18 protein-coding genes are annotated in these 20,281 nt (G+C 61.1%); 5 read left to right on the top strand and 13 right to left on the bottom strand.

The features are described 5' to 3' along the window. Positions 1-16 precede the first annotated feature (16 nt). The 3 genes from RIN13_RS06095 to RIN13_RS06105 all read right to left on the bottom strand — a co-directional run bounded on the left by RIN13_RS06095 (position 17) and on the right by RIN13_RS06105 (position 3,484). Complete coding sequence (locus RIN13_RS06095) at positions 17-904, bottom strand: ABC transporter permease (protein ID WP_309106441.1); 888 nt, start codon at positions 902-904, stop codon at positions 17-19. Positions 905-907: 3 nt separating this feature from the next. Then, positions 908-1,852, bottom strand: coding sequence for an ATP-binding cassette domain-containing protein (locus tag RIN13_RS06100; protein WP_309106442.1), 945 nt, complete (start codon positions 1,850-1,852; stop codon positions 908-910). 135 nt (positions 1,853-1,987) lie between these two features. Continuing rightward, a complete protein-coding gene (locus tag RIN13_RS06105; protein ID WP_309106443.1) occupies positions 1,988-3,484 on the bottom strand; it encodes a phosphatase PAP2 family protein in 1,497 nt (498 codons plus the stop codon). Positions 3,485-3,620: 136 nt separating this feature from the next. On the opposite strand from RIN13_RS06105, the gene RIN13_RS06110 reads away from it, so the two are divergent. Then, on the top strand, positions 3,621-4,337 hold the full coding sequence (locus RIN13_RS06110; protein ID WP_309106444.1) for a phosphatase PAP2 family protein: 717 nt from the start codon (positions 3,621-3,623) through the stop codon (positions 4,335-4,337). Here RIN13_RS06110 and RIN13_RS06115 read toward each other — a convergent pair. The 4 genes from RIN13_RS06115 to RIN13_RS06130 all read right to left on the bottom strand — a co-directional run bounded on the left by RIN13_RS06115 (position 4,270) and on the right by RIN13_RS06130 (position 10,359). Continuing rightward, positions 4,270-5,460, bottom strand: coding sequence for an MFS transporter (locus tag RIN13_RS06115; RefSeq protein ID WP_309106445.1), 1,191 nt, complete (start codon positions 5,458-5,460; stop codon positions 4,270-4,272). The genes RIN13_RS06110 and RIN13_RS06115 overlap by 68 nt on opposite strands. Then, positions 5,457-6,230, bottom strand: coding sequence for a DeoR/GlpR family DNA-binding transcription regulator (locus RIN13_RS06120; RefSeq protein ID WP_309106446.1), 774 nt, complete (start codon positions 6,228-6,230; stop codon positions 5,457-5,459). Before RIN13_RS06120 ends, RIN13_RS06115 begins: the two co-directional genes overlap by 4 nt. Before the next feature lie 274 nt (positions 6,231-6,504). Further along, positions 6,505-8,187, bottom strand: coding sequence for an ATP-binding cassette domain-containing protein (locus RIN13_RS06125; protein ID WP_309106447.1), 1,683 nt, complete (start codon positions 8,185-8,187; stop codon positions 6,505-6,507). Between the two features lie 177 nt (positions 8,188-8,364). After that, complete coding sequence (locus RIN13_RS06130) at positions 8,365-10,359, bottom strand: penicillin-binding transpeptidase domain-containing protein (RefSeq protein WP_309106448.1); 1,995 nt, start codon at positions 10,357-10,359, stop codon at positions 8,365-8,367. A gap of 146 nt (positions 10,360-10,505) precedes the next feature. Here RIN13_RS06130 and RIN13_RS06135 point away from each other — a divergent pair, with 146 nt between their 5' ends. After that, positions 10,506-10,730, top strand: coding sequence for a hypothetical protein (locus tag RIN13_RS06135; protein WP_309106449.1), 225 nt, complete (start codon positions 10,506-10,508; stop codon positions 10,728-10,730). A gap of 21 nt (positions 10,731-10,751) precedes the next feature. Here RIN13_RS06135 and RIN13_RS06140 read toward each other — a convergent pair whose 3' ends face one another. Continuing rightward, positions 10,752-11,144 carry a helix-turn-helix domain-containing protein gene (locus RIN13_RS06140; protein ID WP_309106450.1) on the bottom strand — a complete coding sequence of 131 codons (393 nt, stop codon included), beginning with the start codon at positions 11,142-11,144 and terminating at the stop codon, positions 10,752-10,754. An 83-nt stretch (positions 11,145-11,227) separates the two neighbouring features. Here RIN13_RS06140 and RIN13_RS06145 point away from each other — a divergent pair, with 83 nt between their 5' ends. Continuing rightward, positions 11,228-11,833, top strand: coding sequence for an NAD(P)H-binding protein (locus RIN13_RS06145; protein ID WP_309106451.1), 606 nt, complete (start codon positions 11,228-11,230; stop codon positions 11,831-11,833). 75 nt (positions 11,834-11,908) lie between these two features. Here the strand turns inward: RIN13_RS06145 and RIN13_RS06150 are convergent, their stop codons facing one another. Beyond that, on the bottom strand, positions 11,909-13,357 hold the full coding sequence (locus RIN13_RS06150; protein WP_309106452.1) for an NAD(P)/FAD-dependent oxidoreductase: 1,449 nt from the start codon (positions 13,355-13,357) through the stop codon (positions 11,909-11,911). After that, positions 13,350-14,816 carry a glycosyltransferase 87 family protein gene (locus RIN13_RS06155; RefSeq protein ID WP_309106453.1) on the bottom strand — a complete coding sequence of 489 codons (1,467 nt, stop codon included), beginning with the start codon at positions 14,814-14,816 and terminating at the stop codon, positions 13,350-13,352. The genes RIN13_RS06150 and RIN13_RS06155 overlap by 8 nt, the downstream gene beginning before the upstream one ends. A gap of 108 nt (positions 14,817-14,924) precedes the next feature. Here RIN13_RS06155 and RIN13_RS06160 point away from each other — a divergent pair, with 108 nt between their 5' ends. After that, a complete protein-coding gene (locus tag RIN13_RS06160; protein WP_309106454.1) occupies positions 14,925-16,490 on the top strand; it encodes a glycosyltransferase family 39 protein in 1,566 nt (521 codons plus the stop codon). A gap of 212 nt (positions 16,491-16,702) precedes the next feature. Here RIN13_RS06160 and RIN13_RS06165 read toward each other — a convergent pair whose 3' ends face one another. From RIN13_RS06165 to RIN13_RS06175, 3 genes are all read right to left on the bottom strand, one after another. Further along, a complete protein-coding gene (locus RIN13_RS06165) occupies positions 16,703-16,843 on the bottom strand; it encodes a hypothetical protein (protein WP_309106455.1) in 141 nt (46 codons plus the stop codon). 617 nt (positions 16,844-17,460) lie between these two features. Continuing rightward, positions 17,461-18,039: a histidine phosphatase family protein gene (locus RIN13_RS06170; protein ID WP_309106467.1), complete on the bottom strand. Its 579-nt coding sequence runs from the start codon at positions 18,037-18,039 to the stop codon at positions 17,461-17,463. A 6-nt stretch (positions 18,040-18,045) separates the two neighbouring features. Then, positions 18,046-19,533, bottom strand: a complete 1,488-nt coding sequence (locus RIN13_RS06175) for a CCA tRNA nucleotidyltransferase (RefSeq protein WP_309106456.1) — start codon at positions 19,531-19,533, stop codon at positions 18,046-18,048. A gap of 194 nt (positions 19,534-19,727) precedes the next feature. Between RIN13_RS06175 and RIN13_RS06180 the strand changes: the two genes are divergently transcribed. Then, positions 19,728-20,276: an NUDIX hydrolase gene (locus RIN13_RS06180; protein WP_309106457.1), complete on the top strand. Its 549-nt coding sequence runs from the start codon at positions 19,728-19,730 to the stop codon at positions 20,274-20,276. The last annotated feature ends 5 nt before the right edge of the window (positions 20,277-20,281 follow it).

A 20,281-nucleotide genomic window follows, 5' to 3' on the forward strand; every position in this document is an offset into this window, starting at 1 on the left:
CTGAATCAGATGCTGGTTACACGTCCCGTTTTTTCAGCAGGACCATGGCCAGGATCACTGGAACAACAACCCAGGCGCCGAGCACCAGGGCCGCCTGCCAGACTTCGAGCGTGTCCGGCAGGTGTTTGACAGCAGTCATCGGCTCCACGGTATTACCTGGCAGGTATTTCCTAATCTCTTTGGCGACGTCGCCTTGGATGATCTGCAGTGCAATGGGAGCCACGAAGAACAGACCGACAAGGCTCATGATGCCGCCGGCGGAGTTCCGGATGATGCTTCCCAGTGCCAGACCGATGGCAGCCACCGCCGCAACGTAAACGCTGCTGACCAGCAGGAGTTTCACGGACTGGGAACTGGCGAGGTCAAGTTTGAGGTCGTAGGAGTCCAGGATAGGAAGCGCAACGAGTCCAGCCAGGAACGAAGATACCGCCGTTAGCACGAAGGAGGCCACCACCACCACAATCAGCTTGGCTACGAATGCAGGCAGCCTCTTGGGCACGGCCGCGAACGTGGAACGTGCCATGCCCGTGGTGAACTCCGAACTCATCAGCAGCACACCCAGTGAGCCCAGGATCAATTGGGCAAAGGCGATGCCGGAGGTGGGTACGGTGATTGCCAGGTCGCCTCCTTGAGCCGCTATCGCGGCAGCGGCCTCCGGATCACTCAGGGCCTGCTCGGCGAAGGTGCCGGTTCCCCAGCCTGTCAGGGCGCCAAAGCCCACCATGACAAGCAGCGTGCAGGCCAACAAGATCAAAGTGGATGTAAGGGTACGGAACTTGATGAACTCGGAATTCAGGACCCGTAAAAAGCTCGGGCCGGGTCCGACGCCAGCTGCAGTTCCGCGACGGCTCGGTGCCGGGGTTGATGGGTTCAGTGACGACGTATTCACGTTTGATGTGGTCATGGCTTAGTTGCCTCCGGCCTGAACAGGAGTAGGGGCTCCCGCAGTGATCAGCGAGTGGTATTCGACCTCGTCCTTGGTCAGCTCCATATAGGCTTCCTCAAGGCTTGCCTGCAACGGCGTGAGTTCGTAGATCATGACGCGGTTCTCGAGGGCAATGCGAGCGATCCGGCGTGGATCAAGCCCGGTGACCTCCAGCAATTCGGGCTCCTGGACCTGGATGGCTACACCATCCCCGGCGAGGATGTTCATCAGATGCTCTGGCTGGTCAGTCCGCACACGCGCCCGGCTCTGTCCCTTGCCGTTGATGATCTCCTGGATAGGAGCATCAGCAATGATCCTGCCTCGGCCGATGACGATGAGATGGTCCGCGGTGACTGCCATCTCGCTCATGAGGTGGCTCGAGAGAAAAACAGTCCGACCTTCCGCAGCCAGATATTTAGCGAGGTTCCGGACCCACACGACGCCTTCAGGATCAAGTCCGTTGACCGGCTCATCCAGAATCACCGTTTGCGGATCGCCCAGGAGGGCAGCGGCAATTCCGAGCCGCTGACCCATGCCCAGGGAGAATCCCTTGACCTTCTTCCTGGCCACCTCGGAGAGCCCGGTCATTTCGATGACCTCGTTGACCCTCTTTTTCGGGATGCTGTGCGTGGCTGCCATGGCCAGCAGATGGTTGTAGGCCGTGCGCCCTGTGTGGACGGCCTTGGCATCCAGCAGGGATCCGATTTCGCGAAGCGGGGCTACGTGCTTGGCGAACGGAACACCGTTCACCGTGACGGATCCCGACGTCGGCCGGTCAAGTCCCATGATCATGCGCATGGTGGTGGACTTGCCTGCACCGTTGGGCCCCAGGAAGCCGGTGACCCGGCCTGCCTCGACCGTGAAGCTGACAGCGTCGACGGCGGTTTTGTCACCGTAGATTTTTGTCAGGCCTTTTGCTTCAATCATGGAAGCTTTCCTTTGGGTAGCAGTGAATGCGAGGTGCGTTGGTATGCAACCTCCACGCTACCCACGCTCCACCGGAAAATCGCCCGTCTCAGGGATGATTCAGGGGCGAATCAGGGTAGTCCGATCGGACGATCCTCAGGGCTCGGGGGAGTAATACGTCAGTGCGCCGCGCCGCACTGTGAACTCCACGCTGCGGACCCCGGGGATAGCCTCACCGTCCACCGCGAGAGTCAGCGGGGTGCCGCTTGCCTCGACCCTGATCCTGGTGGCCTCGCGAAGATGGGTGATTTTCGACGTCGCCACAGTCCCGGTGAGAACCGACCACAACAGGCGCAGCCTGGCAAAAGATTCGTCAGCAGTAATGAGGCGGAAGTCCAGGACGCCGTCGTCCATTACCGGCCGCACCAAGGGAGCGTGGTCCCGGGGGAAGTACCTGCCCCGGCCCACGTACAGCATCCAGAGCTTGTGATGCACTCCGTCCACGAACAAGGTTGTGGGGGTGCCGGCAGCGAATGTGCGGAGCATTGCTACTACGCCTGCAAGGGGCTTACCCATGCTGGGCTGAAGATGCTCCCTGCGCCTGACCATATCGGGATACAAACCGATGCTGGCGGTGTTCAACATCGTCAGCGCAAGGCGCTCGGGATTGTCGGGTAAGCCGCGTTCCACCACAACATGGCCAACATCTGCCCGGGCTGCCTCACCCTTTTCAGCAGCATTCAGTGCCAACGTGAGGGTGGACGTGCCTGCATCGCGGGCGAAGTGATTGAGAGTCCCGCCAGGCAGCACGAGCAGGGGCAGTTTTTCTGCCACGGCGCATGCAGCGGCGGCGCCCACAGTGCCGTCCCCACCCCAGACTCCTAAGGCTTCCGTTCCGGGATGGGTGCCAACGGCCCGGATTGCAGCTACCAAATCGTCATCCTGACCAACCTGCTGTATATACGCTGATGGGAATACTTTTTGCAGGGCGGCTACTGTTTCCGGGCCGTAAGATCCACCAAGCGTGTTGACGGCGACACTTAGCCCGAGTCCGCCCGCTATCTCGGGGGCATGGGTTCGGTTTCGCCGTGTATCAGGAAACGGGGGCCTGACCGGCCACCACTTTCTGGTGACCAGAGCGGCTCCCGCTCCGATGGCAGACCCGAAGAGCACATCAGATGGCCAGTGGGCGCCTGTATGCACTCTTGAGTATGCAACTCCGGCAGCGACAGGAGCGATTGCTGCTCCGATCACGGGGTGGACGAAACCGGCTCCCACGGCGAAGGCCACCGCTGAAGCCGAGTGCCCGGACGGCATAGAAGAACTGGTCGGTTGCGGATGAACGAAACGAAACACCGGCAGGTGCTCTGGCAGGGGGCGGGCGCGCGGCAGCAGGGTTTTGAAGCCGAGGTTAGTCACAGCAGAAGCCACGCCTTGCGCAATAAGGCCGTGAAGGGCAGCACGACGCGGCCTGCCCTTGAAGATGGCCAGCACAGCAGCTGCGGCAAACCACAGCTTGCCTTTGTTGGCAACGGCGGACAGCCGACGGAAGAAGTCGTCGTGTTCACCTCCGGGGAAACCCGAAATGGCCCTGACGAGTGCCCTGTCCAGACGGGCAATCCTTCCCGGCCCCCTCCTCAGCATCCTTCGCATTTCCCCACCCTACAACCGAAGGCTCGTTGGGGATTTGCAGGGCTTTGGTCGGGCATGGCGTCGGGGAAGGCACGCCCGTTGGATCATCGGTTCGATTTCCCGGTTGCTTGATGGGGCGAATGGTTAGGATGAATCAATGACGCGCGTCCTCGACCCGCAACGCTATTCCCCAGGCCCGGTAATCGCGGCCAGTACGGCCCTGCTCTCAGTGATGACCGTTCTGGGCGGCCTGCTCATGGCCAACAAGGTGGATCCACCCTTCCTGGCCCTGGACAACGGATGGCATCAGTTTGTGGAGAGGCTGCGCAGCCCTGCGTGGGACGGCATCAACGAGTTCCTTAACGTGGCGGGCTACCGCGGAATCTATGTGCTTCACGCATGCCTCGTCATCATTCTGCTGGTGCGCCGAAGGCCCCAGGCTGCCGTTTTCTCCGTTGTCGCCGCTGCCTCTGTGGCGCTACTGACTCAGCTGATCAAGGCGGGGATTGGCCGCGGCCGTCCGTCAAACACCATCGTCCTCACTGATACGGGTTCTTTTCCGTCCGGGCATGTCTCCGCCACGGCCGCATTTCTGCTGGTGGTTGCACTCCTGATCGGACGGCTGTGGATGTGGCTGCTGGCCATTCTGGGAACACTCACCATGATGGTCAGCCGGACGTACCTCAGCGCGCACTGGCTGATGGACACCCTGGGTGGCGCGCTGCTCGCCGCCGCCGTAGTGCCCCTGGTCTGGCTGATGTTTCAGGGCGCCTGTGTACGGGAAAACACGGACGCCCGCAGGTTGCTTACTTGGCGTGCAAGGGCTTCGCGGCGCCAGCGAGCAGCAAGGCAACCAGGATCGGGGCGAGGATAGCAAGGAGTGCAAAGTGTATTCCCGTGAGGTCCCCGAGGTATCCGAGCAAGGGCGGGCCGGCCAGGAACGACATGTAGCCTATCGTCGACACCACGGACACCCGTGCGGCGGCGTGGCGGGGATCATCTGCAGCGGCTGACATCCCCATGGGGAAGGCAAGGGCGGCTCCCACGCCCCAAAGAGCGGCCCCCGCCACGGCCAACCACACATTTCCTGCCAGGACGAAGAGACCCAGACCGGCGGCTGCCGCAGCCATGCTGGCCCGCAGCACCGCCACCCGGCCATAGCGATCGATGACCATTCCGCCTGCAAACCGCATCGCGGTCATGGCGAGGACAAAAACAGCAAAGAGCAAAGCGCCCGCGGACTCGGTTGTGCCTAGTCCGTCAACTGATGCTTTGGCGATCCAGTCATTTCCTGCGCCCTCCGTCAGGGTAGCGCCGAGGACCACCACGCCAATCAAAAGGGTCCGCCCGTCGCGCCAGGCAGAAGGTCCCTTGACGGGCTTGGGTTCCCCGTCCGCGGGCCGCTCTGCCACGATATGGGGAAGGAAGTAGCGGGGCACCACAAGGGTAAGGACGGCAACCAGGCCGGCGATGACCAGCAGGTGCACGGGCAGGCTTACGCCAAGGTTGGACAGGGCCGAACCAATCAGGGCTCCGACAAAAGCACCGCCACTGAAAGCCGCGTGGAACTGGGGCATGATGGTCCGCTTAAGCCGGTGTTCGACGTCGGCCCCTTCAATGTTCTGGGCGACGTCCCAAAGTCCGATGCCCATTCCGAAGAAGAACAGGGCCAGGGCGGTAGCCGGAACGGACTCCGCCAAGAGGGACAATGCAACACCTGTGCCGGCCAGCGCTGCGAGAACCCCGCTGGCGCGAACAGTGTTGGCTGTCCCGATCCGCCCGACAACCCACCCTGCGGTGGGCAGGGCAATCAGCGAGCCAATGGCCGTACACAGGAGCAGCGTGCCCATCTGACCCGACGTCAGGTTCAGGATTTCGGTGACAGCGGGGATCCGTGCCGCCCAACTGGCAAAGACCAGCCCGTTCACCCCGAAAATCAGGAAAGTGGCGACGGATGCCGCTTTCAGGCTGGGGCCGGTTGCGATGCTGACACTCATACAGTCACTACTTTCACCGAGTACGTCTCGAGTTGTGCAAGTTCTTCAGGAGTGAGGATTCTGTCCGTCACGAGGACATCAATGGACGGCAGGGCTGCTACGAGTGCAACAGCATTACCGTTCCACTTTGAGCCGGCGCAGGCAACAACCACCCTGGCCGCCGACTCCAGGCCAGCGCGCTTGACGGCGGCGTCGTCCACGTCATGGGCCAGCAGACCGTCCTTAAAGTTGAGGGCGCAGGGTGTCACCACGGCGGTATCGAACCTGAGGGAGCGGATGGTTCTTTCCGCCAACGGTCCACGGAAGGAAAACTCGCCCGGAATCAGGCTTCCGCCGGGGAGCAGCAGTGCCGGCCGATGTCCGCTCTGCCAATCATCCACGGCCAGTACGTTCACGGACCGCAAGGACATCGGCATCAGGGTAAGTTCACGCTGGCGCAGTTGACGGGCAATTTCTGTTGCCGTGGTTCCGCTGTCCAGCCAGACGTGTTCACGATCGCTTAAAAGGGAGGCTACACCTGCCGCAATCCTGACTTTGATCGCCTGGTCCTCAAGTTCCCGCTGACCATAGCCCGGGTTTTCGCCCCGCAGGACCAGGCTTTTTGCGCCGCCGTGGATCCGCCGGAGTACACCGTGCCCTGCCAGCACCTCAAGATCCCGGCGGATGGTGGCTCCCGAGGAACTGCATTCAGCGATGAGCTCCTCGACGCTGACCTCATCCCGTTGGCGCAGAAGCTCTGCAATCAGACGGTGTCTTTCTTCAGTCTTCACGATCAAATGATAGTCCGAAGTGATCATTTAGTCACGCTTGGTGGCGGTTCTACTACCGTAGTGGTCAGCTCAACGCGTACGCCGGACGAAGTAACGTACGACGTCGGCCGCAAAACCGGGGAATGGGTGACTTACGCCGTCGATGGGTCCGAGGGCAAGCGCAAAACTTTCATATAGAACCCTCCCTCACCTTTCACCCCAAAACGCCAAACCCTCCATCACTGAGTGAGGAAGGGTTTGGCGAAAAGCTGCGAAAGGTGAGGGAGCGTTAGGACTAGCGGACGCGCTCCACGCGTTTTTCATCCCAAACAGGTGCCTCAGATTCGTACACCTTGCCGTCGGAGCCGAATACAAGAAAGCGGTCAAACGTCCGGGCGAACCACCGGTCATGGGTGACGGCCAGGACCGTCCCCTCGAAATGGTCAATGGCCCGCTCGAGAGCCTCGGCAGAGTGGAGGTCGAGGTTGTCTGTGGGCTCATCGAGCAGCAGCAGGGTGGCTCCCGAAAGCTGCAGCAGCAGGATCTGGAACCGTGCCTGCTGCCCGCCGGACAGGGACTCGTACTTCTGCTCCGACTGCCCTGCCAAGCCGTAGCCGTCCAGCGCACCAGCGGCGGCTTCACGGCCCAACCCCGAGCGATGCTCGTCCCCGCGGTGGAGGATCTCCAACAGGGTTTTCCCAAGAAGGTCCGGGCGAACATGCGTCTGCGCGAAGAATCCTGGCCGGATCCTGGCGCCGAGTTTCACCGTTCCTTCATGTGGAACCTCAGCAATCTCCACTTCCGATACCGGCAGGTGTTCACGCTCAGGATCGGTCCCGCCGGTAGCCAGCAGTCGCAGGAAGTGGCTCTTGCCAGAGCCATTGGAGCCGAGAACTCCGACCCGGTCCCCAAACCAGACCTCGGTGGAAAACGGCTTCATGAGGCCTGTGAGTTCGAGTCGTTCGGCGACGATGGCACGCTTGGCCGTTCTGCCTCCCTTGAGCCGCATCTTCACGTTCTGCTCGATGGGCAGGGCTTCGGGAGGGCCCACTTCCAGGAATTTTGCCAGTCGGGTCTGCGCCGCGTGGTAGCGGTTAGCCATGTCAGAACGGAAGGCGGCCTTGTTCTTGTACATGTTGACGAGTTCTTTGAGCTTGATGTGCTCCTCGTCCCAGCGTTTGCGCAGTTCCTCGAAGCGGGCGTTGCGGTCAGCCCTCGCATCGACGTAAGAGCCGAAGCCGCCTCCGTGCACCCAGGCGCCGGCGCCGTTGATGCCCGGTTCAAGGGTGACGATTCGCCCGGCGGCATTGTTCAGGAGCTCACGGTCGTGGCTGATGAAGAACACTGTCTTTTTGGACTCGTTGAGCTTGCCTTCGAGCCAACGCTTCCCCGGGACGTCGAGGTAGTTGTCCGGTTCGTCCAGAAGCAGCAGTTCGTCAGGACCAGCGAAGAGGGCCTCCAGCACCAGCCTTTTTTGTTCGCCTCCTGAGAGGCTCGACGCCGGGCGGTGCTGCGCGCGGTCAAAGGGAAGTCCCAGCGCGGCCATGCAGACCTCGTCCCAGACAGTCTCGACGTCATAACCACCTGCATCTCCCCAGTCCACTATGGCCTGGGCATAGCGCATCTGGGTGGGTTCGTCGTCGAACTCCATCATGGCCTGCTCGGCTTCATCCACTGTGCGGGCGGCCGCCGCCAGAGCTGGTGGTGCGGCGGATACCAAAAGGTCACGGACGGTCGAATCGTCACGGACCTGGCCTACAAATTGGCGCATGATGCCCATATTCCCGGAGCGGCCAATGACGCCTTCATCGGGGACCAGGTCTCCGGCAATGATCCTGAACAACGTGGTTTTCCCGGTGCCGTTGGGTCCGATCAGCGCAGTTTTACTTCCATCGGGCACTTTGAAAGTGACACCGTTGAGCAGTTGGGTGCCGTCGGAGAGGAAGTAATCGATACCGGAAACGTCAATATGAGCCACAGGGCAATCTTCCCATGCCCCGTTGCCGCGCTTGATCCGGCCGCCAACCCTCCCTCACCTTTCGCAACGAAAAGCCGGACCCTCCCTCACTTGGTGAAGGAGGGTCGGGCCAAACGCGACGAAACGTGAAGGAGGGTCGGGCTAAGACCCGCGAAAGATGAAGGAGGGTCGGGGGGGTTAGCCCGCGGCGGTCAGGAATTCCTTGAGCAACGGCCCCGAGGTGGTTGCACCAAGGCCGCCTTCTTCCACGAACACTGCAACGGCAAGGTCCCCGTGCACAGCAACGATCCAGGCGTGCGTCTTTGGCGGATTCTCCTTGCCGAATTCGGCCGTGCCGGTCTTCGCTCCCACCGGTGAGCCCGGGACGTCCATGAGGAATCCGGCATGCCCAGAGGTCACTACCGCCCGCATCATGTCCGCCAGTGCTGTGGCTTCCTCTTTGGTGATCGGCTTCTCGGCTGTCTTAGCGGGTGGCGGGGCATCGGAGGCGGACGACGACGGCGTGGCGGCTGCCGCCGTCGGGCTTTCGGAAGCTGCGCTGCCCGGGACGGCTGCATCAGCGTTGAGAACCAGCTGGGGCGACACGGGGGCGCCCTTGGCTACAGAACCGGCCATCACGGCAGCGGACAGCGGGGACATGAGAATCTTGCCCTGGCCGATCATGGATGCCGCGTGTTCGGTACCTTCGGCCTCTCCCGGGACGGAACCGAGGAAGGCGTCGGCCCCAAGTTTCGGCGCTTCTACGGCCACACCCAGTGAAGTGGCTGCCGACTCCAGCTGGGCCTGACTCACAGAATCCCTGGCCGAGATGAAAGCAGTATTGCAGGAGTGGGCGAAGGCGTCCCGCAGAGTGACAGACCCCAAGGAGTCAGCGGGATAACCCTCAGCGTTTTTGAAGGTCCTGCCGTCCACGGTCAGAGTCGGGGTGCATTCCACCTTGGAGTCCGGCGTCATTCCGTTGCGGAACATGGCCAGGGAATCCACCATTTTGAAGGTTGAACCCGGCGCGTACTGGCCAAGCATGGCGGTGTTGTAGCCGTTGCTGCCAGGTCCCGAAGCAGCGGCAAGGACAGCACCGGTAGAGGGGCGGAGCGCCACGATGGCGGATGCCGGCTGAATGTCAGCCAGGATTTCTTCGGCCAGTTGCTGCGAAGAGGGGTCCAGGGTGGTCTTCAGGGGTGTGCCGGGGGTGGCCGGAACATCGAAGACGGTTCGGCGGGGATCGGTACCGGCCGCTTGGATCTCTTCCGCCGTGAGGTCTGCTTTCTGCGCTCGGATGATCACTCTGTCCGTTCCACGCAACAGGGCGTCGTACTGCTGCTGCAGGCCTCCGGTCCCCGTCACGTCTCCGGCTGTCAGGGCACCGCCGGATTTTTCAATCTGTTCAGCATTGGCCTGCCCCACCGTGCCCAGTAACGCCCGGGCGAAGGTGCGGGTGGGCGCGAGCGGCATGCTTTCTTTGATGGCACGCGCGCCGGGAATCGCGGAGATTTGGGCATCTGTGACAGTCCTGCTGGCGTCGTCACGCAGGGTGATGGCAACCACGAAGGCCTCAGCACCGGCGGCCTGCACCTGGCTGACGAACGCCGCGGAATCAACTCCCACCAGCTCGGCGAGCTTTCCAGCAGAGGCCGCCGGATCTCCTCCGGCGAGCTGTTGCTTGTCTATGCCAACGTTCACCACAGGGCGGTAGGTAACCAGCGGGGCATCACCGGCGCCAAGAATATCGGCGCGTTGCGGTGATTCGGTGGCCTTGGTGAGAATTTCACCATCAACCAGGTCGGGCACCAGAAGCGCTGGCTTCCATACCGTTAGCCATGAGTCGCCGGATTTCTTGAGCTCGGCTGTCACGGAGTACTTCCACTCCGAGGAACCGATTTTCCAGTTGTATGCCAAAGGGACGGTGGCGGTGTCTTCCTCCAGCTTCAGCTCACCTGTTTCCACGGCAGGCTTACCCGGCTCAAGTGCCTTGAAAACCTCCTGGAGCTGCTCGTTAGCCGCCGCAGCATCCTTGCCTTCAAAGGCAACATCCCCGACGTCGAGGGCTGAGATGGCGGACGCGAGTTGTTTGGCCGCGACTTCCGCCCCTGCCCGGCCGTCGTCGCAACCCACTAACGAACCGCCAATGATGAGTCCGACAAGTGCCAGTGATATCTTCTGAATTTTCCCCACCGCGTCATTATGCCTGCTCACCCTGGGAATTGCGTTGTCAACTCGTTGGGACGGCTCGCTCATATGCGCCAGGACAGGCGTTGCCGGGGCGATCCTGGGCCCCTACAGTTCAGGCATGACCGATGTGGGGGAGTGACTCAGGTGGCGTGGCGGACATCAATGGTGTTGAAGCGGGTTTACCCTTTGGGGTTCTCATCGGTGCCATCCTGCTAACGGTTTTGGCTGACTGCCACTTCCCGTGGGATGACGATCAGGCCCGGATGGAGCGTTCGCTCAAGGAACCGCTCCCGTTCGAGCGGCGCGGGAATACCATCATGCTGCACGTTGAGGAGTCCGCAAGCACCCTTTTGGCCACTCCCTACGTGGGGTAGTTGCTGCCGTTAGGGTCCAGTTCAGCCCTCCAGGAGTTCCGAGTCCCGAAGCTCGTCGTAGGCATCGCGGGCGTCAATGATGGCGGGCACGTTGTTCTCCGCCCATTCACGCAGCTGGCTCAGCGGTGCGAGAAGGGACAGGCCCAGGTCAGTCAGCGTGTAGTCCACTCTCGGCGGAACCTGTGCGTACACCTTCCGCCTGATCAGACCATCCCGCTCAAGAGAACGGAGCGTTTGTGTCAGCACCTTTGGCGTGACGACATGAACCATCTTTCGCAGCTCGCTGAACCGCACAGGTCCGTTGGCCAGAACCTGGATCACCAAGGAGGCCCATTTATCCCCGATCCTCTGGAACACCACCCGGGATGGGCAGTCGGGGTCCAGGACGTTGGCAGCCTGCTGGTTGGTTTCCAAATGGATACTCAGTTTCTTTGAAGGTCTTTGTATCCAAAAGATACTTTAGGGGCTGTCCGAGAATACCAATATGAAGGAGTGTCATGAAAATCGCAGTCTATGGAGCCACTGGCATGGTCGGAAGCCAGATCGTCAACGAGTCTTTGAGCCGGGGGCATGAAGTCACCGCAGTTTCACGCAGCGGTTCTGCCGTTAAGGGTGCGTCGACGCTCTCCGCTGATCTTGCTGATCAAGGAGCCTTCGCTCAAATCGTCGAGGCCCACGACACTGTGGTCCTGGCCACGGTGCCGAGTCGGACCGGAGGCGACCATTCAGAATGGCTCGATGCTATGAACAGCGTCTATGGCACTGCCGCGAAGGCACGTCTGTTGATCGTCGGGGGTGCCGGCGCCCTTGAGATCGACGGCGTAAGGCTCGTGGACTCGCCCGATTTTCCCGAAGCCTACAAGGCAGAAGCGCTCACCATGGCAGCAGCCCATGAGGCTGCCAAAGAGGCCCCTGACCACGTGGACTGGACAGTCCTGGCCCCTGCTCCGCTGATCCAGCCCGGTGAGCGGACCGGGGAGTATGTAACCGCCCTGGATACTCCGGCGGGTTCGCAAATCTCAACCCAGGATTTTGCGGTAGCAATGCTGGACGAGATCGAAAACCCAAAGCACCGCCGAACGCGCTTCACCGCCGCCAACTAGCCTCCTTCAAACGCCGCCTGGTCGCGGGTCCCGATGGTCTCTACATCAGAAAGCCTGGCAACGACGGTCTCTTCGTCAGGGAGCGTGCCTTCCCAAAGAAGGCACCGGCAGCCCGAATATGTCCTTTAAGGCATACTTTGCTGCGTGGAACCCCGGCATACCGGTCACTCCAGGACCGGGCGGCGTTGAGGACGAGCACAAATACACCCCGGGAATAGGCGTCCGCCAGGGCACGGGGCTAATGGTGGGCCGTTTGATGATGCCCATCACGTCCACTATTCCCGAACTGAAATCGCCGCCGACATAGTTCGCGTCGTAACTGGCCATGTCCGCTGCGGTGGTTACCTTGGACTCGATCACGAGATCACGGAAACCTGGGGCAAAGCGCTCAATCTGTGCAACCACCCGTTTCGTCATGTCCATAGTTGATCCAGCCGGAACGTGGCAGTAGCTCCAGAGGATGTGGCGTCCGGCCGGTGCCCTGCCGGCGTCGAACTGTGATGGTTGGGCCACCAGGACATACGGGCGTTCCGGATGCCGGCTGTCAGCCACGGCGGCCTCAGAGGCAGCTATTTCCCCCCGAGTCCCGCCCACATGGACCGTTCCTGCCTCAGACAGTTCTCCGGCTGCCCAGGGGACCGGACCAGACAGGATAAAGTCCACTTTGCATGCTGCATTACCGAACCGGAATGCTTCCAGGGAACGCCGATAGCCTGCGGGTAGCCGATTCCCTGCGATTTTCAGGAAGGCAGGTGGGGCAACGTTGAGGAGGATGGCCTTCGCCGGGGACAGCTGGTCCAGGGAGTCAATTTGGACTCCCGTTTCGACCACGCCACCGTGTGCCTGGATGTCGTCTGTCATGGCCTTCACGATTGCCGCCGAGCCGCCAACGGGTATCGGCCACCCCTCCACATGGGCAAGGGTGGCCAACAGCAGGCCGGCGCCCGCTGGTGCCAGGGTAGGATGCCGGCCGACGGCATGGGCGGTGACTCCGGAGAGAAGCGCGGGCGCCAGATCCTCTTGAAACCTTTTACCCCACAGGGCTGTCCCCTGCTCGAACGTCCGAAGCGCCAGCACCGCCGCGGCCAACGGATGGCGCGGCACCCGCAGAAGGTGGTTCAGGGCCGTTTCTGTGACGCCCTCCACCATACGAACCAAGGGTTCCATAAGCCTGCGGTAGGCATCACCGTCGCGTCCCAGCTCTGTTGCCGTGCGTTCCAGTGACCTGTACGCCAAGGCGACCCGGCCGCCGTCGAGCGTTGCACCGTACGACACCTCCGGTGTCTTCAACTCAATCCGGGAAGAGAGTCCGAAAGCCCGAAAGAACGGGGAGGCAAGGGCCATGGGATGGACCGCCGAACAGACGTCATGGAAATGCCCTGTCTGCATCAGTTCGCTGGTCCGCGCCCCGCCTCCTGCCGATTCAGCGGCCTCATAGACGCGCACAGCCAGGCCGGAGCGCGCCATCATGACCGCTGCCGCTAATCCGTTAGGACCTGAACCTACGACGGCGACATCAGACATTGCTTCTATCCTTCCAAGGGAGTATTGAGGCGGTGGGGCGGCCGAGATCAAGGCGGAACCGGTCCGGAGCCCCGTCAAAAGGACCTGCATGGGGATCATCCATGCCGTGCCTTCGGATGACGTCGTAGTCGGGATTCCAAATGTCCCAGGTGACCCTGAGCATGAGATAACCAGTGGCCACCATGTGCAGGATGACGGCAAGAACGTAGTACGGTACGTCAATATTGTGTTGCGCGGACCCGTTGCTCGTTACTTGCCCCAGGTACATCCAAATCGCGGCCCAGTGCAGTCCCTCGATCGCCTGCCAGATCAGGAAGTCGCGCCACCGGGGCCGGGCGAGCGCCATGAGGGGAATAAGCCAGAGCACGAATTGTGGGGAGTACACCTTATTGGTGAGCACGAAGGCCGCCACGATGAGGAAGGCGAGCTGGGCGATCCTCGGCCGTGCGGGGGAGGACAAAGCCAGGACGGCAATCAGGAGGCAGGCCAGGAGGAACAGGCCCAGGGCCATGGTGTTGACGGTCTCGGGATCCAGGGGCTGCCCCTTGAGCCGTTCAGCGAGCAGGTTGTAGGCAAACCAGGGGGAGCTGTAGCCGGCCGGACGGTCCTCGGTGAAGTCGTAGAAGAACCTCCAACCGGACGGGTTTATCGCGGCGATGGGAAGGTTGACTGCCAGCCAGGCAGCGGCTGCAGCTCCGGCCGTGACCAGAAGCGGCCTGATCCGGCCTGTCCTCAGGGCAAGCAACAGGATCGCGCCAAGGATCAGGAGCGGATAAATTTTAGTCGCCGTGCCCAGGCCAATGAAGATTCCAGCCAGCACCAGCCTGTCCCGAGCCAGGAAGTACATGGCCAGGGCCAGCAGTCCGACGGCCCACATGTCCCAGTTGATCAGCCCGGACAGGATGATTCCCGGCGCCAGGGCAACCATGGCTGCATCCCAGGGCCGACGGTGGGTCATCCTCGCGGTTGCCAGCACCACGAGGATCCACACGGCGGTGATCAGCGTGGCGTTGACGTCGAAATAGCCGAGGATCCTGGCATCACTGACGCCCTGGCCGGGAATCATCAGGGCAGTGATACCGGCAATCAAACCAGTCAGTACCGGGTACTCGAAGGAGGAACCTGGCGTGAAGAACGGAAAGACGCCGTCACCCACGCCCCGGTTCCTGAACAGCTCCGGGAAGTCGGAGTAACACGTGGAATAGAACTGTCCGGGCGTTTCCCAGCCGTTGACGCGGCAATGGTTCTTGATGAGGATGCCGGTCAGGGCCGCCACGACCGTGAGGATGATGAGTACGCGTTCCACCGTAAAGAAGCCGGGGGACACGACGCCGGGGGCGGACCTGGTGCCCATAGGGCCACCGATCAGTTCCGTGAAGTTCCGCAGCAGGAGGTCGCTTCGGCTCGGAATGACCAGACGCGCCCTTTTCGGCCTCGCCGGCGGCTTGATCTCCTGCATGTGTTTGAGCTTACCGCTGGAGCCGGCCGTGGCTAGGGGCATGGTTGTACGGGTCCAACGCCTCCCGTATATGCTCGTTGCAATCAGCCAGCCTCAGGGGGCTCCTTAATGTCACGGCAACTCTCCTATGAACCGGGACTCATTTCCGGGCAAAAAGGGCGCCGGTCCTCAGAGCTGCAGGGAGCTCCGGCGTCATCCAACGGGAGCCCATCATCGCGCCCTTGGCTCAGCCCTGTGGCAGTGGGGGTCACAGCTTTCCTCGTGGCCTTCGTTGGCTCATGGATTCCCTCATTTTGGAACGATGAGATTGCCACAGTTTCATCAGCGGGGCGTTCGCCTGCCGATCTGTTTACACTGCTCCAGTCCGTTGACGCTGTCCATGGAACCTACTACCTCTTCATGCATGCGTGGACCTCCGTCTTCGGGTTCTCAGAGGTGGCCCTTCGTACGCCATCGGCCATCGCGGTAGGCCTGGCCTGCGCGGGAACTGTTCTTATCGGACGCCGTCTTGGATCAGAAAGCATTGGCATCGCCAGCGGCCTGGTCTTGGCGGTGCTGCCACGAATGGTGTGGTCGGGAACCGAAGCACGGCAGTATGCAATCTCTGCCTTACTGGCGGTGGTGCTCACTCTCCTGCTGATCCGGGCGTGGGAATCGAACCGCAGCATCGACTGGATCCTTTACGGAGCGTGCGCTGCTCTGGGGATATTCGTTTTTATGTTCTCTGCCCTCGCGGTGACATCTCATGCTGTGGCGGCACTCATCCTGCGCAAACGGATCCTTGGAACACTCATCACGTCAGCAGGAATCGGCCTTCTGGTGCTTCCTTTCATGCTGTTCGCTTTGACGCAAAAGGCACAGGTTGACTGGATCCAGAACCGATCGTTCCTGCAGAACCTCAGCGCTGCAGCCGTTAAACAGTTCTTCTATGGGGACGACCGGCCCACCGGAAACCTGCCTCCCACGTGGGTTCTCGCGGCAGTTGGGCTGCTGGGGTTGGCGCAACTTGTCCTGGTCATCCTCGGCATTGTCGGCATGGCGCGAGGTGACCGGAACAGCAGGCTGCGGACGCTCCTGGTGTTGTGCCTTACAACAGTGATCCTGCCCGTGACGGTTCTCCTGATGGTCAGCCTGATTGCCCAGCCTGTCTACGTGGCCCGGTACCTGACTTTCACAGCTCCCGCCTTTGCGCTCCTCGTCGGACTCGGCCTGGACACCGTCAGGCGTAATCAACGCCGGCTGCTGCCCGTTGCCATTGCGATTGTTCTCGGCGCAAGCCTCGTTCCGCAGCTGACCCTGAAAAGCGTCTTGAATGAACCACAGGATACTGAACGCGATATTGCAGCGATCATCGGCGATGAGACGCAGGGACCGGCTTCTGTCGTTTATGAGCGGCCGGAGCTGCGGGATGTCTCCATTGCTTACCCTTCAGCGTTCAGGTCGCTGCAAGACTTGTCCTTGGATGCTTCTCCAGGGGAGTCAGGCACGCTTTGGGGTACCAACAAGGAAGTTACCACCGCTGCACTGTCGGGGCGCGGCCGCGTGTGGTTCGTCGGCGCCGGAGGTGGCTCCGTTCCTGATTTCAGGGCATTCACTCACGCCGGATGCTCGTCCACGGAGGTAAAGAACTCCCAACGCATGCTGCTGCTTTCCTTCAGCTGCCCGGCACGGTAAACCGGCACGCTCGCCAACGGGCAGGCGGGCTAAACGGCAGAGTTAGCCGCGCTGCGCCACGACCAAGACGTTAAACGGGGGGAGCCCACGCGTTGCCGCGTGGGCTCCTGGCGGATTGGCTCCGATGTGAATCATCAGATCCTCCTTCAATGGGGTGATCCGTTGTGCTCCTGACAGTTGTACTGCGGGTGGTCCGTACCGGCATCATCGGTTCAGCGGTTCACGTGCATCATGTACATAGCCATCAGGACAACTTCCCTGTTCTCGTCGAGCTGGTCGCCGTTGAACTGAGTCCCTTCCTTCTGCAGCGGAATGCCGATCATCGAGAAGAATTCCTCGAATAATTTGGTCATGTAGGTCACCTCCTCTCATTTACTCGAAAGTGAAGTCCCGACCGGACTGGCCGATACTTGATTTTGGGCGCACCAATTAGAGCCTCTTAATTCACAAAGGAATTGGCCGCAATTGGGCAAAGAAATGCCCGATAGGGCAAGTAATTGCAAAGTGGGAAACTACCCGTGGAATATGGATGCGAAAGACCCAGTGGAAGCTGGTTCCGATTCAGGAGGAATTGCGCATCCGCTTAAAACCGAGGGGTGGAGACGCTGCTACCGGGCATCCCCAAAAGAAGTAGGGGATCTATCAAGGTCCGGGCCACTGGGGCCAACGGACACTAGGAGACAGTCACTCCCGTGCGAAGGCGGGCGTGGGCAGCAGAGGCGGGGTTCGCGGCGACGGTCATCTTCCATCCGCTAGTCAAAGTAATCATTGTCCCAACCTCCTTTTCTGCTGTGCCGTAGCTCCAACCGACTTCGTCGGGCTGCGCGCGCCTTGACCCTGGCAAGACGCACTGGGGCCATAAATAAAATTACACTAAAGACAGATCATTTGACCAGCCGAATTACAGACTTCTCTAAAGTTATTCTGCAATTCACGCAATTGACCCGTCAAAGGGTTCGCACCCGACTGGTTAGAGGCCCCAGCGGACCACTGCGGGGGTCTTCTTGTCCCAGCCCAACGTGCAAACTTTTGCAGTGCCAAGGAGGAAGTGCCGGCCGTACTGGGCATCGAGTCCCAACCAGCGTGCCGTCAGGATCCTGGAGAAGTGTCCGTGGGCCACAATGAGTACGTTGTCAAGGCCGGACTCCAGTACCCGGGCTACGATCTTGTCCGCACGGGCAGCTACCTGATCCAGTGTTTCCCCGTTGGGAACTCCGTGAGTCCAGATCAGGTAGTCCGGGTTGTCCTTGCGGATGAGGTCCGAACTGATTCCTTCGTAGTCCCCGTAATCCCATTCCACGGCCAGGGGTTCCTGCTTCGCGTCCGGAAAGCCGGCCAGTTCAGCCGTGCGGCGTGCCCGACGGAGGGGAGAAGTGAGGACCAGATCGAAGTCGACGCCGTCCAACGCTTTCCGGGCCTCCACCGATTGCTGCTCGCCTTCAACGGTGAGAGGAAGATCTGTCAGCCCCGTGTACTGTCCGCTCTTGGACCATTCGGTCTCCCCATGACGCATGATCCAAAGCTGGGGACGGGGAGTGTTGAATTCCATGTTCACTTAAGACTCCTCGGTTGGGACATGGTCGACGTCGGCGGGTACAGGGGCGAGAGCCTCCGGTTGAGCCTCCCACCACTTCCGCAATTTTTCCTCAGCTTCACCTTGATCCAACGGACCGTGCTCCATCCGCTCCTCCAGCAGGAACTTGTAGGCACGGCCCACCACCGGACCCGGCTTCAGGCCAAGGAGCGTCATGATCTGGCCACCGTCAAGGTCCGGGCGCACAGCTTCGAGGGATTCCTGTTCGCGCAGTGCGGCGATCCTGGCTTCGAGATCGTCGTAGGCGAAGGCAAGCCGCTCAGCCTTGCGCTGGTTCCGGGTGGTGACGTCCGAACGCGTTAGCTTGTGAAGCCGATCCAACAATGGACCGGCGTCTGTGACATAACGCCGCACCGCCGAGTCGCTCCAACCCGCATCTCCATAGCCGTAGAAGCGCATGTGCAGCTCCACGAGCCGGGCCACGGCCTTGATGGTGTCGTTGTCAAAGCGCAGAGTCTTCATGCGTTTGGCGGTGAGCTTGGAACCCACCATGTCGTGATGCCGGAAGCTCACCGCGCCGCCCGGTTCAAAACGGCGGGTAGCCGGCTTCCCGACGTCGTGCATCAGGGCCGCGAACCGCAGCACGAAGTCAGGACCCGGCACGGGCCCGTCAGGGCCGTCCTCCAAGGAAGCCGCCTGTTCAAGCACCTGGAGCGAATGCTGGTAAACATCCTTGTGCCGGTGATGCTCATCTGATTCGAGTCGAAGCGCCGACACTTCAGGGAGCACAAACTCCGCCAGGCCGGTCTCCACCAGCAGGTCCACCCCTACGCGCGGTTGCGCGCCACAAATCAGCTTGACAAGTTCGTCCCGGACGCGTTCTGCCGAAATGATGGTGATGCGCTCGGCCATCCTGGTCATCGCGAGGCGGACGTCGTCATGGACTGACACGCCGAGCTGGGAGGCAAAGCGTGCGGCACGCATCATCCGCAGCGGATCGTCAGAAAAGGACGTTTCAGGTGCGCCCGGGGTCGCCAGCAAGGAGGCATGAAGATCGCGGACGCCACCGAAGGGATCAACGAGTTCCAGGGCGGGAAGGCGGAGCGCCATGGCGTTGATGGTGAAATCGCGCCGCAGCAGATCGTCAGTCAGCGATGCGCCAAAGGCGACCACAGGCTTCCGCGATTCGGGATCGTACGCCTCAGCGCGGTACGTGGTGATTTCTATCTGGAAGCCCGCTTTGCGCAATCCGATGGTTCCGAAAGCACGGCCGATTTCCCAGAAGTTGTCTGCCCACTTCCGGATCAGGGCGACGGTTTGATCCGGCGTCGCGTCAGTAGTGAAATCAAGGTCCGGCGAGGAACGGCCCAGGAACAGATCACGGACCGGGCCACCCACAAGGGAAAGTTCGTGACCTGCATCGACAAAGCGCTGGCCGAGCTCCAGGACCACCGGATCAACATTAAAATCAACGGTGTGGGAGTCAGTCGTGTGATGTGCGTGCGCCATAGTTACTTAAGCTTGGCAGAAAATCTCCAGCATTCTTCATCGAAGTACTGAAACATACTGCGAAAGAGCAGGCACGGGAGCCCCATCAATTGGGTTTATTGAAAGTTTCAGGGTGCGGAGTCCGTCACATCCAGTCCACTTTCCTGTCATGTTCCGGTCATCACCACGGGGCAAGAGTCGTTAGAGTGGACGTTATGGCCCATCCCGTACCGAGCGCTCCCGGCAGGAGGACAAACCCACCGTTGCCATCGGCAATCGGTGCGCACGTCGCGCCCGCGCCGCACACGGCACCGGCCTCGCTGCCCACCGTCGAGGAAATCTCCGCGGGTGGAGTTGTGGTGGACACGTCCGACGGCGAACTAAAGGTTGCGATTATCGCCCGCCTGAACCGCGGCGGACGTCTTGAATGGTGCCTGCCGAAGGGTCACCCGGAGGGCAAGGAAAAGAACGAGGAAGCTGCTGTCCGCGAAATTGCCGAGGAAACCGGAATTGACGGGATCATTCTGGCGCCGTTGGGCAGCATTGATTACTGGTTCACGGTCAGCGGGCACCGGGTCCACAAAACGGTCCACCACTATCTCCTGAGGGCAACCGGGGGAGAGCTGACCATCGAAAACGATCCCGATAAGGAAGCCGTGGACGTCGCATGGGTCCCCATCACTGAGCTGGCCCGGAAGCTGTCCTTTCCCAACGAACGCCGTATTGCCGATCTCGCCAAAGAAGTCCTGCCGGAACATCTCTGAGAGCC

It is taken from the genome of Arthrobacter sp. (assembly GCF_031179985.1).
Classification (GTDB): Bacteria; Actinomycetota; Actinomycetes; order Actinomycetales; family Micrococcaceae; genus Arthrobacter.